Source organism: Pseudomonas sp. OST1909 (assembly GCF_015277575.1).
Classification (GTDB): Bacteria; Pseudomonadota; Gammaproteobacteria; order Pseudomonadales; family Pseudomonadaceae; genus Aquipseudomonas; species Aquipseudomonas synxantha_A.
In genome coordinates, this window is sequence record NZ_CP063780.1 from 5,100,482 (window position 1) to 5,116,583 (window position 16,102).

The window sequence follows — 16,102 nt, forward strand, 5'->3', positions numbered from 1 at the left end:
GCGAACGTAATGCCTACGGCCCAGTGGTTCACACCACTGGGCTTTTCCTGTTTGAGGGTTTCCTGTGCGTTCATTGTTCTGGCGTATCCTGGCGAGTTTCTGGCTGGCCATCGCCCTGGTTGGCGGGTTGTCGATTCTGCTTGGGCATATGCTCAACCAGGACGCCTGGATTCTCAGCCGCCACCCCGGCGTCAACAACCTGGCGCAAGAGTGGACGCAACTCTACGAAGCCCAGGGTGAGGAAGCCGCCCAGGACTTGCTGCAACAGCGCAAACGCCAGTACCACATCGATGTGCAAGTGCTTAACGAGAGCGGCGAGCCGGTAGTGCGCGGTACCTTCCCGCGTCGCGCCGCCGCCTTTGAAGCCCGGCAGAATGACAGCCAGGACGGCCACCTGCCCTGGCGGCGCCTGACCGCCGAGTACACCAGCGAAAAAACCGGCGACACCTACCTGCTGATCTACCGTATTCCCCACCCGGAGTTGGAAGCGTGGCACCGCAGCAGCCTGCTGTGGCCGCTCAGTGCCCTGGCAATCACCCTGGTGGTGCTGACCCTGTTCAGCCTGCTGGTGACCTTGTCCATCACCCGCCCGCTCAGCCGTCTACGCGGCGCGGTGCATGACCTGGGGCAAACCACCTATCAACAAAACAGCCTGGCGCAACTGGCCAACAGGCGCGACGAGTTCGGTGTATTGGCCAACGATTTCAACCGCATGGGCGCGCGCCTGCAAAGCCTGATCGGTAGCCAGCGCCAGTTGCTGCGCGATGTGTCCCACGAACTGCGCTCGCCCCTGGCACGCTTGCGTATCGCCCTGGCCCTGGCCGAGCGCGCCAGCCCCGAAGAGCGGGAAAAACTCTGGCCGCGCCTGACCCGCGAATGCGACCGCCTGGAAGCCTTGATCAGCGAAATCCTGGTACTGGCGCGGGTCGACGCCGATAACGCCAGCGCCGAAGACATTGACCTCAACCCATTGCTCAAGACCCTGCAAAAGGACGCCCAACTCGGCGCACCGGAGCAAGTGGTGCACCTCAGCACCGACGTCGACCTGCGGCTCAAGGGCTGGCCGACCATGATCGAGCGCGCCGTGGATAACCTTCTGCGCAATGCCCAACGCTTCAACCCGGCCGGCCAACCGATTCAATTGCAGGCCCAGCATCAAAACGGGCGCATTCTGATCAGCGTACGCGACCACGGCCCCGGCGTTGATGCCGAGCACCTGGGCCAACTGGGCGAGCCGTTTTACCGTGCGCCGGGCCAGACTGCGCAAGGTCATGGCCTGGGCCTGGCCATTGCCCGCCGTGCTGCCGAGCGCCATGGCGGCACCCTGATCCTGGCCAATCATCCCGACGGCGGTTTTGTCGCCAGCATCGAACTGCCCTTGGTCCCAGGGGCTGCCACAGCGGTGTGATGTTCTTCTATAGTGGCCCTTCTCTTACGGAGGGCCTTAGATGACTGACCTGCTGACTCCCATCCAAGCTGCACTCGATTTACCGCACATTGCGCTGCCCGAGACCTCGGCAGGCGCGCTGCCCTCGTCCTTCGCCGTGACCGACCTGGCCGTCGCCAGCATCGGCGCCGCTGGCCAGGCTGTTGCCCAGTTGATCCAGCAACAGACCGGGCGGCTGCCCAGCGTCAGCGTGGATCGGCGTCTCGCCTCGCTGTGGTTTTCGTCGTCGATTCGCCCCGTGGGTTGGCAAGTGCCGCCGCTGTGGGACCCGGTGGCCGGTGACTACGCCAGCGCCGATGGCTGGATTCGTTTGCACACCAACGCGCCCCATCACCGTGCAGCGGCCGAGCGGGTGCTTGGGCCTGTGGCCCACCGCGCCGAGATGGCGACCAAAGTCGCTACATGGAACGCCGCAGAACTGGAACAGGCCATTGTCGACGCCGGCGGTTGTGCGGCGCAGATGCGTACGTGGCAAGCCTGGCAGCAGCATCCGCAAGGCTTGGCGGTGAATGCCGAAGAGTTGATACAGCGTCAGGTCTTCGACACTGGTATCGACAAACCCTGGCTTGGCTCACCTGCGCGCCCGCTGGCGGGTATCAAGGTGTTGGACTTGACCCGCGTATTGGCCGGCCCCGTGGCCAGTCGTTTCCTCGCCGGATTGGGTGCAGATGTACTGCGCATCGATTCGCCAACCTGGAACGAACCGGGCGTGGTACCGGAAATGACCCTGGGCAAGCGCTGTGCCCGCCTCGACCTGAAAAGCCCTGAAGGCCGGCAGGTATTCGAAGCCTTGCTCAAGGACGCTGACGTACTGTTCCATGGTTACCGCGCCGATGCACTGGAACAGCTGGGTTACACCCTCGGCGAACGGCAACACCTCGCCCCCGGGCTGATCGACGTCAGCCTCAACGCCTACGGCTGGAGTGGCCCGTGGCGCAACCGTCGCGGTTTTGACAGCCTGGTGCAGATGAGCAGCGGAATCGCCGAGGCGGGCATGGCCTGCGAGCAAGCGGATAAGCCCGTGCCGCTGCCGGTGCAGGCGCTGGATCACGCTACCGGTTACCTGATGGCCGCCAGTGCGATCCAGGCCTTGAGCGAGCGGTTTGCGTCAGGCCGGGGCGGTTCGGCGCGGTTGTCACTGGCGCGCACGGCCAAGTTGCTGGTGGACCCAGGACAGGTGCCGCAGCAGGCAGCGTTGCGCGGCGAAGACATCAATGATCAAGGCTTGGTGGTAGAGCAGACCGCCTGGGGCCAGGCCCATCGGTTACTGGCGCCGCTGAGCATCAGTGGCACGCCGTTGCAGTGGGATTTGCCGGCAGGGGAATTGGGCGCGCACCGGCCTCAGTGGTGAACTGAAGACCGCCATCGGGGGCAACCCCCCTCCCACTTTTGAATGTATTCACACATCAAATGTGGGAGGGGCTTGCCCCCGATGAGGCCAGTACAGCCCCCATCAATCCCCCCGCCCCAAAGACGTCCACAAATGCTGCGCCGCATACGCCCTCAACGGCCGCCACGCCTCGGCCCGCGCCAGCAACTGCCGTGCCGACACCGGCTCGCCTTCCAGCGCCGTCAGCGCATTGATCAAGCCAATGTCCCCCGACGCAAACGCATCCGCCTCGCGCAACTGGCGCATGGCGATGTACTGCGCGGTCCAGTCGCCAATCCCCGGCAACGCCACCAACCGTGCAACACCGTCCTTGAGACTGGCCTTGGGCTCGAAAATCCGAGGGTCATCCAACAACGCCTGGGCCACACCGGACAAGGTGCGGCCTCGCGCCTTGGGCATGCCCAGGGCCGCCAGGTCCGCCGCCGCCAGCACCTCGGGTGCCGGGAACAGGTGAGTAATACCGGCGTGGGGGGTTTGCAACGGCTGGCCATACTGCGCCACCAGCTTGCCCGCCAACCGGATCGCCGCCACCACCGTGATCTGCTGGCCCAGCACTGCGCGAATGGCCAACTCCAGGCCGTCCCATGTACCCGGCAACCGCAGCCCTGGTCGAGCCGCAACCAGTTGCGCCATCAACGGGTCCCTGGCCAATTGCAGGTTGATCACGGCGGGCACGGCGTCCAGATCAAACATCCTGCGCAGGCGCCGCTCGATCTCGGGCAGCGCGGTCGGCTCGGGAAAGTCGACCGTCACCTCCAGCCAATCCCCCGCCCCCGGCTCGACGCTGATCCAGCCATGTCGCCCGGCCACACTGATGCTGCGTCGATACACTCCGGCCACCACGGTTTCCAACCCGGTGATTGCCCGGGCCGATAAGAACGCCACCATCGCCGCCCAGTCATAAGGCGGTTGATACGCCAACCTCACAGCGACAATACCCCGCTATACAGCCCATACGCGGCTAACCCGGCGCCCGCGATCACACAACCGAAAATGCCTTTTTCAAGCGAGGTAAACAACGGGCGGCCCTGCTCCCGCTTGGCCAGGGCAAACAGGATCACACCCGGTGCATACAGCAGCGCCGACAGCAGCAGATATTTCAAACCGCCCGCATACAGCAGCCACACCGCGTAACCGAGAGCAATCAAGCCTACCAGCAGATCTTTCATGCGTCGGCGCTGAGCGCCTTGATAGGTTTCGCCACGCGCGCTCAACAGCACCGCATAGGCCGCCGACCACAGGTACGGCACCAGAATCATCGACGACGCCAGGTAGATCAGGGTGGTGTAGGTACTGGCCGAAAACAGCGTGATCACCAGAAATGCCTGGATCATCACATTGGTCAGCCACAACGCGTTAACCGGCACCTGATTGGCATTTTCCTTTTTCAGGAACGCCGGCATGGTCTTGTCATGGGCAGTGGCATAGAGGATTTCCGCGCAGAGCAACGCCCACGAAAGCAATGCCCCGAGCAGCGAAACCGCCAGGCCGAGGCTGATCAATATCGCTCCCCAGGGCCCGACAATGTGTTCCAGCACGCCCGCCAGGGACGGGTTCTGCAACTGCGCCAGTTCCGGCTGGCCCATGATGCCCAACGACAGCACATTCACCAGCACCAGCAGCGCCAGCACCCCCAGGAAACCAATCACCGTCGCGCGCCCCACATCCGAGCGTTTCTCGGCCCGCGCCGAGTACACACTGGCGCCTTCGATACCGATAAACACAAACACCGTGACCAGCATCATGTGGCGCACCTGCTCGACCACGCTGCCCATCTGCGGATTGCCCAGGCCCCAGATATCACGGGTGAAGATGTCGGCCTTGAACGCTACGGCGGCAATCACGATAAACATCAGCAGCGGCACGATCTTCGCCACGGTGGTGATCTGGTTGATGAACGCCGCTTCCTTGATCCCGCGCATCACCAGAAAATGCACCGCCCACAGCAACAGCGATGCACAACCGATGGCCAGTGGTGTATTGCCCTGACCGAACGCCGGGAAAAAGTAACCCAGGGTGCTGAACAGCAACACGAAATAGCCGACGTTGCCCATCCACGCACTGATCCAGTAGCCCCAGGCCGAGGAGAACCCCATGTAATCGCCGAAGCCGGCCTTGGCGTAGGCGTACACCCCGGAATCCAGTTCCGGTTTGCGGTTGGCCAGGGTCTGGAACACAAACGCCAGGGTCAACATGCCAACCGCGGTAATGGCCCAACCGATCAGCACTGCTCCCACTTCGGCGCGGGCTGCCATGTTTTGCGGGAGCGAGAAGATCCCGCCGCCGATCATCGAACCTACTACCAGGGCGATCAGGGCACTGAGCCGAAGTTTCTGGGCTGGTTGAGACATGCAGGTTCCTCGCAATAAATGTTTGAGCCGACCACCGCGCACTCAACTAATTCAATTTAATGACGCTAGCGCTTCATAACATATGGGTATGTAAACGCGGGAAGTTTAGGCTTATTTAGAATTTAAATACGGCAATTATGAAGCGCTCGTCAGACAACGTACAAAAAGTTTGCACATCCGCAAATACGAACTAGCGTCAACATCCATGCCCCTGACCAAATGATTAACCACATTGTAGGAGACCGCTCTAGCGAGCGCCTTTGCACAGGCCGTGTCGCCCCGCAACTGCCACCCTAAGTCGTTAATTCACAATGGAATGTGCCAATGAAGTGATCTGAGTCAGCTGTTTTATTAGCGCACGGAATTATTCTGTGATCTCTCTTCTCCTGCATTGGAGTCACGCAATGTCTGATTCTCCCGGAAAACTTAGGCTTGGTGCGCTGGTTGCACTTGTCGTGGGCTCAATGATTGGCGGCGGGATCTTTTCACTCCCGCAAAACATGGCCGCCAGTGCCGACGTAGGCGCCGTGTTGATTGGTTGGGTGATCACCGCCATCGGCATGTTGACCCTCGCATTCGTGTTCCAGACCCTCGCCAACCGCAAGCCCGATCTCGACGGCGGGGTGTACGCCTACGCCAAGGCCGGTTTCGGCGATTACATGGGGTTTTCATCAGCCTGGGGCTACTGGATCAGTGCCTGGCTGGGCAACGTCGGGTACTTCGTACTCTTGTTCAGCACCCTGGGTTACTTCTTCCCGATCTTTGGCGAAGGCAACACGCCAGCGGCGGTGATAGGTGCCTCGGTACTGCTGTGGGCGGTGCACTTTCTGGTGCTGCGCGGCATCAAGGAAGCAGCGTTCATCAACCTGGTGACCACGGTCGCCAAGGTCGTGCCGCTACTGCTGTTCGTGCTCATCGCCCTGTTCGCGTTCAAGCTGGACATCTTCACCGCTGACATCTGGGGTGTGAAAAACCCCGACCTGGGCAGTGTGATGAACCAGGTGCGCAACATGATGCTGGTCACCGTGTGGGTGTTCATCGGCATCGAAGGCGCGAGCATCTTTTCCTCCCGTGCCGAGAAACGCAGCGACGTGGGCAAGGCCACCGTGATTGGTTTTATCACTGTGCTGCTGTTCCTGATGCTGGTGAACGTGCTGTCTTTGGGGATCATGACCCAACCGGAACTGGCCAAGTTGCAGAACCCGTCGATGGCTGCCGTGCTTGAGCATGTGGTGGGCCACTGGGGTGCGGTGCTGATCAGCGTCGGCCTGATCATCTCGTTGCTGGGCGCGTTGCTGTCGTGGGTGCTTCTGTGTGCGGAGATCATGTTTGCCGCCGCCAAGGACCACACCATGCCGGAGTTCCTGCGCAAGGAAAACGCCAACCATGTGCCGGTCAACGCCCTGTGGCTGACCAACGCGATGGTGCAGATATTTTTGGTGATCACCCTGTTTTCCGCGAGCACCTACCTGTCGCTGATCTACCTCGCCACCTCGATGATCCTGGTGCCTTACCTGTGGTCGGCGGCCTACGCCCTGCTGCTGGCGGTGCGCGGCGAGACCTACGAAAACGCGCTCAAGGAGCGCAAGAAAGACCTGTTCATCGGCGCCATCGCCCTGATCTACGCGATCTGGCTGCTCTATGCCGGCGGCACCAAATACCTGCTGCTCTCCGCCCTGCTCTACGCCCCTGGCGCGATCCTGTTCGCCAAGGCCAAGCGTGAACTGGGCAAACCGATTTTCACCAACGTCGAGAAGCTGATTTTTGCCGCAGTGGTCATTGGCGCCCTGGTGGCGGCCTATGGGCTCTACGACGGCTTCCTGACTCTGTAATTGTATGTTCACTGGAGGATCTGTAATGACCACGGAAAAAGTTAAGTACGGCGTACATTCCGAAGCCGGCAAACTGCGCAAAGTCATGGTGTGCTCCCCAGGTTTGGCCCACCAGCGGCTGACCCCCAACAACTGCGACGAGCTGCTGTTCGATGACGTGCTGTGGGTGGCCCAGGCCAAACGCGACCACTTCGACTTCGTGACCAAGATGCGCGAGCGGGATATTGATGTGCTGGAAATGCACAACCTGCTCACCGATATCGTCGCCATCCCCGAAGCGCTGGACTGGATCCTGCAACGCAAGATCACCGCCAACACCGTGGGCCTGGGCCTGGTCGACGAAGTCGGCTCGTGGCTGCGTAGCCTTGAGCCGCGCAAGATCAGCGAGTTCCTGATTGGCGGTGTCTCGGCCGATGACCTGCCGAGCAGCTTTGGTGGCAAGACCATCGAGATGTTCCGCGACTTCCTCGGCCACGCCAGCTTCATCCTGCCGCCGCTGCCCAACACCCAGTTCACCCGCGACACCACCTGCTGGATCTATGGCGGCGTAACGCTCAACCCGATGTACTGGCCGGCGCGACGCCAGGAAACCCTGCTGACCTCCGCCATCTACAAGTTCCACCCGGAGTTCACCAACGCAGATTTCCAGATCTGGTACGGCGACCCCGACCAGGAGCACGGCGCTGCCACACTGGAAGGCGGCGACGTGATGCCGATTGGCAACGGCGTGGTGTTGATCGGCATGGGCGAGCGCTCGTCCCACCAAGCCATCGGCCAACTGGCGCGCAACCTGTTCAAGAACAAAGCGGTGGAGCGCGTCATCGTGGCCGGCCTGCCCAAATCCCGCGCAGCGATGCACCTGGACACCGTGTTCAGCTTCTGCGACCGCGACCTGGTCACCGTCTTCCCGGAAGTGGTCAACCAGATCGTGCCGTTCACCCTGCGCCCTGACGAAAGCAAGCCTCACGGTATCGACATTCAACGGGAGAAAACCAACTTCCTCGAAACCGTCGCCGCAGCGCTCAACCTCAAGGCCCTGCGCGTGGTCGAGACCGGCGGCAACAGCTTCGCCGCCGAACGCGAGCAGTGGGATGACGGCAACAACGTAGTGGCCGTGGAACCCGGCGTGGTGATCGGTTACGACCGCAACACCTACACCAACACCTTGCTGCGCAAGGCCGGTGTGGAAGTCATCACCATCAGCGCCGGTGAGCTCGGCCGTGGCCGTGGCGGCGGCCACTGCATGACCTGCCCGATCATCCGCGACCCTATCGACTATTAAGGAGATTCCATCATGGCTTTCAATATGCGCAACCGCAGCCTGCTGTCGCTGATGCACCACACTACTCGCGAACTGAACTACCTGCTGGACCTGTCCCGCGACCTCAAGCGCGCTAAGTACACCGGCACCGAGCGTCCGCACCTGCAAGGCAAGAACATCGCGTTGATCTTCGAAAAAACCTCGACCCGCACCCGTTGCGCCTTCGAAGTCGCGGCCCATGACCAGGGCGCCCACGTCACCTACATCGACCCGGTGTCGTCGCAGATCGGCCACAAAGAAAGCATGAAAGACACCGCCCGTGTCCTGGGCCGGATGTTCGATGCCATCGAGTACCGTGGCTTCGAACAGGAAATCGTCGAAGAGCTGGCCAAGTTCGCCGGTGTGCCGGTGTTCAACGGCCTCACTGCCGAATTCCACCCGACCCAAATGATCGCCGACACCCTGACCATGCGCGAACACAGCGACAAGCCGCTGCATGACATCAGCTACGCCTACCTCGGGGACGCCCGCTACAACATGGGCAACTCGCTGCTGATGATCGGCGCCAAGCTCGGCATGGACGTGCGCATCGGCGCGCCGAAAGCGCTGTGGCCGCACGAGGATTTCATCAAGCAATGCCAGGCGTTTGCCGAGGAAAGCGGCGCACGCATCACCATCACTGAAGACCCGAAAGAAGCAGTGAAGGGCGTGGACTTCATCCACACCGATATCTGGGTGTCCATGGGCGAGCCGGTGGAAGCGTGGGACGAGCGTATCGAGCAACTGCTGCCGTACCAGGTCAACGCCAAGATGATGAAAGCCTCGGGCAACCCCCGGGTGAAATTCATGCACTGCTTGCCGGCGTTCCATAACAGCGAAACCAAGGTCGGCAAGGACATCGCTGCGCGCTATCCGCACCTGGCCAACGGCGTGGAAGTGACCGAGGAAGTCTTCGAGTCGCCGGCCAATATCGCGTTTGAGCAGGCGGAAAACCGCATGCATACCATCAAGGCGATCCTGGTGTCGGCGTTGGCAGACATTTAATTTCCACGGTGTGAACACCGTCAGTGTGGGAGCTGGCTTGCCTGCGATAGCGGTGGGCCTGGCAACAGCAGGTCGCCTGCCAGGCCCCCATCGCAGGCAAGCCAGCTCCCACATTGACCAAGGTGTTCATGCGTTCCCTGAAAGGACATTCTCTATGCGCATCGTCGTAGCCCTGGGCGGCAATGCCCTCCTGCGCCGTGGTGAACCCATGACCGCAGACAACCAACGCGCCAATATCCGCATCGCTACCGAACAGATCGCCAAGATCCACGCCGGCAACGAGCTGGTGATCGCCCACGGCAATGGCCCGCAAGTCGGCCTGCTGTCGTTGCAGGCGGCGGCCTACACCAGCGTCTCACCCTACCCGCTGGACGTACTGGGCGCTGAAACCGAAGGCATGATCGGCTACATCATCGAACAGGAACTTGGCAACCTGCTGGACTTTGAAGTGCCGTTCGCCACTCTGCTCACCCAGGTGGAAGTGGACGCCAAGGACCCGGCCTTCCAGAACCCCACCAAGCCTATTGGCCCGGTGTATGCCAAAGCCGAGGCGGAACAACTCGCCGCCGAAAAAGGCTGGGCCATCGCCCCCGATGGCGACAAATACCGCCGTGTGGTTGCCAGCCCGCGCCCCAAACGCATCTTTGAAATCCGCCCGATCAAATGGCTGCTGGAGAAAAAAGCCATCGTGATCTGCGCCGGCGGCGGCGGCATCCCGACGATGTATGGCGAAGACGGCAAGCTGCGCGGCATTGAAGCGGTGATCGACAAAGACCTGTGCTCGTCGCTGCTGGCCGCGCAACTGGACGCCGACCTGCTGGTAATCGCCACCGACGTCAATGCCGCTTTTATCGACTTCGGCAAGCCAACCCAGAAGGCCATCAGCCAGGCCCACCCGGACGACATGGAAAAACTCGGCTTCGCCGCGGGCTCCATGGGCCCCAAGGTACAGGCAGCCTGCGAGTTCGCCCGCCAGACTGGCAAAACCGCGGTGATCGGTTCACTCTCGGACATCGAAGCCATCGTCCAGGGCAGCGCCGGCACCCGCATCAGCACGGCCACACCTGGCATCACCTATCTGTGAAGTAGAGGAGAAACGCCTATGGCTATCTTTGAACCCGGTCACTTGCACGTCGAACGTCACGCGCTCAACAAGGACGACTACAGCTACAACCTGTGCATCGACTATGAAGTCAGCCAGGACCCCAAGGAAGGCAAAGGCATGTTATTCAAACTGCACGGTTCGGTGCAGGGCAAGGACCTCAAGGAGGAGTTCTTCCTGCCCAAGGACCAGGCATTCGACTTTGCACGGCATGCAATGAACATCGCGCAGAAATACGGCATGCCGAAGGTCGCGGTGTTGAACGGTTCGATGCACAAGCAGTACGACTTGATGTTCGAGGATGTGCGGCATCAGCTGGATGTGAAATCAGGTGATCCAGTCAAACCCGAACACCTGGAGTAACCCCGCCCCCACAGCCAAAACAGATCAAGTGTGGGAGCTGGCTTGCCTGCGATAGCGGTGGATCAGTCGCCGCAAGTATTGACTGATCGTTCGCCGTCGCAGGCAACCCCCCTCCCACATTTTTGATCTCCATCACCTCTCAGGCATACTTGCCACCTCTGCTCTCCAGAATTGCCAACCGCCCCATGCGTATCCACGTCAGCTTCATCGACCGCGTCGGCATTACCCAGGAAGTCCTGGCCTTGCTCGGTGGGCGCAATCTCAACCTGGATGCGGTGGAGATGGTGCCGCCCAACGTCTATATCGACGCCCCCACCCTCAGCGCCGAGGTGCTCGAAGAGCTGCGCGATGCGTTGTTCAGCGTGCACGGCGTGCAAGCGGTGAAGGTGGTCGACATCCTCCCGGGCCAACGCCGCCACCTGCAACTGGACGCTCTGCTGGCAGCCATGACCGACCCGGTGCTGGCCCTGGACAGCGCGGGCAAGATTTTGCTGGCCAACCCGGCATTGATCGCGCTGTACGGGCGCGAACCTGCCGGCGAAAGCATCGCCGAGTTGTTCAACGACCCTGCGCTGCTGGAGACCTTGCTGGAGCATGGCTTTCGCTTGCCGTTGCGCGAGATCAGCGTCAATGGCCAGACCCTGCTGCTGGACGCCACGCCGATCACCGACGCCGGTGCCCTGCTCACCCTCTACCAGCCCAACCGCATCGGCGAACAGCTATCGGCGCTGCACCACGACCATGCTGAAGGTTTTGATGCGCTGCTGGGCGAATCCCCGGCGATCCGCACCCTCAAGGCCCGGGCACAACGGGTGGCGGCGCTGGATGCACCGCTGCTGATCCAGGGCGAAACCGGCACCGGCAAGGAGCTGGTGGCCCGCGCCTGCCACGCGATCAGCACGCGCCACAGTGCGCCGTTTTTGGCGTTGAACTGCGCGGCGCTGCCGGAAAACCTCGCCGAAAGCGAGTTGTTCGGTTACGCCCCTGGCGCCTTTACCGGCGCCCAGCGCGGTGGCAAGCCAGGGCTGATGGAACTGGCGAACCAGGGCACGGTGTTTCTCGATGAGATCGGCGAGATGTCACCGTACCTGCAAGCCAAGTTGCTGCGTTTTCTCAATGACGGCAGCTTTCGTCGGGTGGGCGGTGACCGTGAGGTGAAGGTCAATGTGCGCATCCTCAGCGCTACCCACCGCGACCTGGAAAAAATGGTCAGTGAGGGCACCTTTCGCGAAGACCTGTTCTACCGCCTCAATGTGCTTAACGTTGAAGTGCCGCCGCTGCGCGAACGCGGCCAGGACATCCTGCTGCTGGCCCGCTATTTCATGCAGCAAGCCTGCGCGCAGATCCAGCGCCCGGTCTGCCGCCTGGCGCCCGGCACTTACCCGGCGCTGCTGGGCAACCGCTGGCCGGGCAACGTGCGGCAACTGCAAAACGTGATCTTCCGCGCTGCGGCCATCTGCGAAGGAAGCCTGGTAGATATCGGCGACCTGGACATCGCCGGTACGTCGGTGGCGCGCCAGAGCGATGGCGAAGTCGACAGCCTGGAACAGGCGGTGGAAGACTTTGAGCGCGATCTGCTGGAAAAGCTCTACGCCAGCTACCCCTCGACGCGCCAGCTCGCCAGCCGCCTACAGACCTCACATACCGCAATTGCCCATCGCTTGCGCAAATACGGCATCCCCAACAAACCCTGATTCAAGTTGGAATACAAACAAATGTGGGAGCAAGCCCCCTCCCACATTTGGAGAGCATTCCAAAATTTGGTCCAGGAACGACATTCAGTGTACTGAAAGCGCTACAGCGTAACGATATCGCTACAACCCTGTTTTCTACGCGCCCTGCAAGGCTTTGATCCACATAGGCTTTTTTTAACGCACTCGACTGTAGCGAAATCGCTACACCCAAACACGCCAACGTTATAGCTATTTTCATCAAGTATCTGATTTATAAAGATTTAATAACCTTGGCCGCAATATTGCTAAGCAACTCCCCATTATTCCAATCCCGTCCACCAGACGATTCTGGCCCTGAGGAGTTTCCATGAGCGAGTTGCGTTTCACTGAAGATCACGAATGGCTGCGCGCCGAAGCCGATGGCAGCGTCACCGTGGGCATCACCGCTTTCGCGCAGAACGCGCTGGGTGATGTGGTTTTCGTGCAACTGCCGGAGTTGCAGGCTTACGACAAGGGCGCCGAAGCCTCCACCGTGGAATCGGTCAAAGCCGCCAGCGGCGTCTACATGCCGCTGGACGGTGAAGTGCTGGAAGTGAACGACAAACTCGATGGCAGCCCGGAACTGGTCAACGAAGACCCGATGGGCGAAGGCTGGTTCTTCCGCTTTAAACCCGCCGACGCCGATGCAGTGGCTAAGCTGTTGGATCAGGATGCGTACGACCGTCTGATCAAAGCCAACGCAGAAGCCTGAGGAGCGCGCCATGACCGTTAATCTGACCACCGCCAACGAATTCATCGCCCGCCACATCGGCCCGCGCCAGGAAGATGAGCAGCAAATGCTCGCCAGCCTGGGCTTTGATTCCCTCGAAGCCCTCAGCGCCAGCGTGATCCCGGAAAGCATCAAGGGTACCAGCGTGCTCGGCCTGGAAGACGGCTTGAGCGAAGCAGAGGCCCTGGCCAAGATCAAGGCCATTGCCGGAAAGAACCAACTGTTCAAGACCTACATCGGCCAGGGCTATTACAACTGCCACACGCCGTCGCCGATCCTGCGCAACCTGCTGGAAAACCCGGCCTGGTACACCGCTTACACGCCCTATCAACCCGAGATTTCCCAGGGCCGCCTGGAAGCGCTGCTCAATTTCCAGACCCTGATCAGCGACCTCACCGGCCTGCCGATTGCCAACGCTTCCCTGCTCGATGAAGCCACCGCCGCCGCCGAAGCCATGACCTTCTGCAAGCGCCTGAGCAAGAACAAAGGCAGCAACGCATTCTTCGCTTCGGTGCACAGCCACCCGCAAACCCTCGACGTACTGCGCACCCGTGCCGAGCCACTGGGCATCGACGTGGTGGTGGGCGATGAGCGCGAACTGACCGACGTCAGCCCGTTCTTCGGCGCCCTGCTGCAATACCCGGCCAGCAACGGCGATGTATTCGATTACCACGAACTGACCGAGCGCTTCCACGCCGCCAACGCACTGGTAGCCGTGGCCGCCGACCTGCTGGCCCTGACCCTGCTGACCCCGCCGGGTGAATTCGGCGCCGACGTCGCTATTGGCAGCGCACAACGCTTCGGCGTGCCGCTGGGCTTCGGTGGCCCGCACGCGGCGTACTTCTCCACCAAGGATGCGTTCAAGCGCGATATGCCAGGCCGTCTGGTCGGCGTGTCGGTAGACCGCTTCGGCAGGCCGGCCCTGCGCCTGGCCATGCAGACTCGCGAGCAACATATCCGCCGCGAGAAAGCCACCAGCAATATCTGCACCGCCCAAGTGCTGCTGGCCAATATCGCCAGCATGTACGCCGTGTACCACGGCCCCAAGGGCCTGACCCAGATCGCCCAGCGCATTCACCAGTTGACCGCGACCCTGGCCAAGGGCTTGACGGCCCTGGGCTTGAAAGTCGAGCAGCAACACTTCTTCGACACCCTGACAATCAACACCGGCACCCACACCGCCGCCCTGCATGACAAGGCCCGCGCCCAGCGCATCAACCTGCGCGTCGTGGACGCCGAGCGTGTTGGCCTGTCGGTCGACGAAACCACCACCCAGGCTGATATCCAGGCCTTGTGGGCCATCTTCGCCGACGGCAAAACCCTGCCGGCCTTCGCTGCAACCGACAGCACCCTGCCGGCCGCCCTGCTGCGCCAGTCGCCGATCCTCAGCCACCCGGTGTTCAACCGCTATCACTCCGAAACCGAGCTGATGCGCTACCTGCGCAAGCTGGCCGACAAGGACCTGGCACTGGACCGCACCATGATCCCGCTGGGTTCGTGCACCATGAAGCTCAACGCCGCCAGCGAAATGATCCCGGTGACCTGGGCCGAGTTCGGTGCCCTGCACCCTTTCGCCCCCGCCGCGCAAAGCGCCGGCTACCTGCAACTGACCACCGAACTGGAAGCCATGCTCTGCGCGGCGACCGGCTACGATGCGATCTCCTTGCAGCCCAACGCGGGTTCCCAGGGTGAATACGCAGGCCTCCTGGCCATCCGCGCCTATCACCAGAGCCGTGGCGAAGAACGTCGCGACATCTGCCTGATCCCGTCGTCGGCCCACGGCACCAATCCCGCCACCGCCAACATGGCCGGTATGCGCGTAGTGGTAACCGCTTGCGATGCGCGCGGCAACGTGGACATCGAAGACCTGCGCGCCAAGGCCATCGAACACCGTGAGCACCTCGCCGCGCTGATGATCACCTACCCGTCCACTCACGGTGTGTTCGAGGAAGGCATCCGCGAAATCTGCGCGATCATCCACGACAACGGCGGCCAGGTGTACATCGACGGCGCCAACATGAACGCGATGGTCGGCCTCTGCGCACCGGGCAAGTTCGGCGGCGACGTGTCCCACCTGAACCTGCACAAGACCTTCTGCATCCCCCATGGCGGTGGCGGCCCGGGTGTTGGCCCGATTGGCGTCAAGTCGCACCTCACGCCGTTCCTGCCCGGCCACGCGGCCATGGAACGCAAGGAAGGCGCGGTATGCGCCGCACCGTTCGGCAGCGCGAGCATTTTGCCGATCACCTGGATGTACATCAGCATGATGGGCGGCGCCGGCCTCAAGCGCGCGTCGCAGTTGGCGATCCTGAATGCCAACTACATCTCCCGTCGCCTCGAAGAGCATTACCCCGTGCTCTATACCGGCAGCAACGGCCTGGTGGCCCACGAATGCATCCTCGACCTGCGCCCGTTGAAAGACAGCAGCGGCATCAGCGTGGACGACGTGGCCAAGCGCCTGATCGATTTTGGTTTCCATGCGCCGACCATGTCGTTCCCGGTGGCCGGCACCTTGATGATCGAGCCGACCGAAAGTGAATCCAAGGAAGAACTGGACCGCTTCTGCGACGCCATGATCGCCATCCGCGAAGAGATCCGTGCAGTGGAAAACGGCACGTTGGACAAGGACGACAACCCGCTCAAGAACGCGCCGCACACCGCTGCTGAACTGGTGGGCGAATGGAGCCACCCCTACAGCCGTGAGCAAGCGGTGTACCCGGTTGCTTCGCTGATCGAAGGCAAGTACTGGCCGCCGGTTGGCCGGGTCGACAATGTGTTTGGCGATCGTAACCTCGTTTGCGCATGCCCATCGATCGAGAGCTACGCCTGATCTGACTGGAGAAACGCGGTCATTATGGGAGCTGGCTTGC

The 16,102-nt window shown here is 61.6% G+C and carries 12 protein-coding genes; 10 read left to right on the plus strand and 2 right to left on the minus strand.

The window, feature by feature from the left end; translation table 11 throughout:
* The first annotated feature begins 64 nt into the window (after window positions 1-64).
* Together IH404_RS22235 and IH404_RS22240 are read left to right on the plus strand one after the other, a co-directional pair.
* A complete protein-coding gene (locus IH404_RS22235) occupies window positions 65-1,408 on the plus strand; it encodes a HAMP domain-containing sensor histidine kinase (RefSeq protein WP_194439044.1) in 1,344 nt (447 codons plus the stop codon).
* 40 nt (window positions 1,409-1,448) lie between these two features.
* Window positions 1,449-2,798 (plus strand): CoA transferase, encoded by a 1,350-nt coding sequence (locus tag IH404_RS22240; protein ID WP_194439046.1) that lies wholly within the window; start codon window positions 1,449-1,451, stop codon window positions 2,796-2,798.
* 102 nt (window positions 2,799-2,900) lie between these two features.
* Here IH404_RS22240 and IH404_RS22245 read toward each other — a convergent pair whose 3' ends face one another.
* Together IH404_RS22245 and arcD (IH404_RS22250) are read right to left on the minus strand one after the other, a co-directional pair.
* Window positions 2,901-3,764 (minus strand): AlkA N-terminal domain-containing protein, encoded by an 864-nt coding sequence (locus tag IH404_RS22245; RefSeq protein WP_194439048.1) that lies wholly within the window; start codon window positions 3,762-3,764, stop codon window positions 2,901-2,903.
* Window positions 3,761-5,188, minus strand: a complete 1,428-nt coding sequence (gene arcD, locus IH404_RS22250) for an arginine-ornithine antiporter (RefSeq protein WP_005790831.1) — start codon at window positions 5,186-5,188, stop codon at window positions 3,761-3,763. Before arcD (IH404_RS22250) ends, IH404_RS22245 begins: the two co-directional genes overlap by 4 nt.
* 404 nt (window positions 5,189-5,592) lie before the next feature.
* On the opposite strand from arcD (IH404_RS22250), the gene arcD (IH404_RS22255) reads away from it, so the two are divergent.
* From arcD (IH404_RS22255) to gcvP, 8 genes are all read left to right on the plus strand, one after another.
* Window positions 5,593-7,020 (plus strand): arginine-ornithine antiporter, encoded by a 1,428-nt coding sequence (gene arcD / locus IH404_RS22255; protein ID WP_005790833.1) that lies wholly within the window; start codon window positions 5,593-5,595, stop codon window positions 7,018-7,020.
* 25 nt (window positions 7,021-7,045) lie between these two features.
* On the plus strand, window positions 7,046-8,302 hold the full coding sequence (gene arcA, locus IH404_RS22260; RefSeq protein ID WP_122733621.1) for an arginine deiminase: 1,257 nt from the start codon (window positions 7,046-7,048) through the stop codon (window positions 8,300-8,302).
* Between the two features lie 12 nt (window positions 8,303-8,314).
* A complete protein-coding gene (locus tag IH404_RS22265) occupies window positions 8,315-9,325 on the plus strand; it encodes an ornithine carbamoyltransferase (RefSeq protein ID WP_005790837.1) in 1,011 nt (336 codons plus the stop codon).
* Window positions 9,326-9,479: 154 nt separating this feature from the next.
* A complete protein-coding gene (arcC, locus tag IH404_RS22270) occupies window positions 9,480-10,409 on the plus strand; it encodes a carbamate kinase (RefSeq protein WP_194439050.1) in 930 nt (309 codons plus the stop codon).
* 18 nt (window positions 10,410-10,427) lie between these two features.
* Entirely contained in the window at window positions 10,428-10,790 is a 363-nt protein-coding gene (locus tag IH404_RS22275) for a DUF5064 family protein (protein ID WP_194439052.1), read from the plus strand.
* A gap of 185 nt (window positions 10,791-10,975) precedes the next feature.
* Window positions 10,976-12,484 (plus strand): sigma-54-dependent transcriptional regulator, encoded by a 1,509-nt coding sequence (locus tag IH404_RS22280; RefSeq protein WP_005790844.1) that lies wholly within the window; start codon window positions 10,976-10,978, stop codon window positions 12,482-12,484.
* A 346-nt stretch (window positions 12,485-12,830) separates the two neighbouring features.
* On the plus strand, window positions 12,831-13,214 hold the full coding sequence (gene gcvH, locus IH404_RS22285) for a glycine cleavage system protein GcvH (protein ID WP_005790845.1): 384 nt from the start codon (window positions 12,831-12,833) through the stop codon (window positions 13,212-13,214).
* Between the two features lie 10 nt (window positions 13,215-13,224).
* The gene (gene gcvP / locus IH404_RS22290) at window positions 13,225-16,062 is read left to right on the plus strand and encodes an aminomethyl-transferring glycine dehydrogenase (RefSeq protein ID WP_194439054.1); all 2,838 of its coding nucleotides are present in this window, start codon (window positions 13,225-13,227) and stop codon (window positions 16,060-16,062) included.
* Window positions 16,063-16,102: the final 40 nt, after the last annotated feature.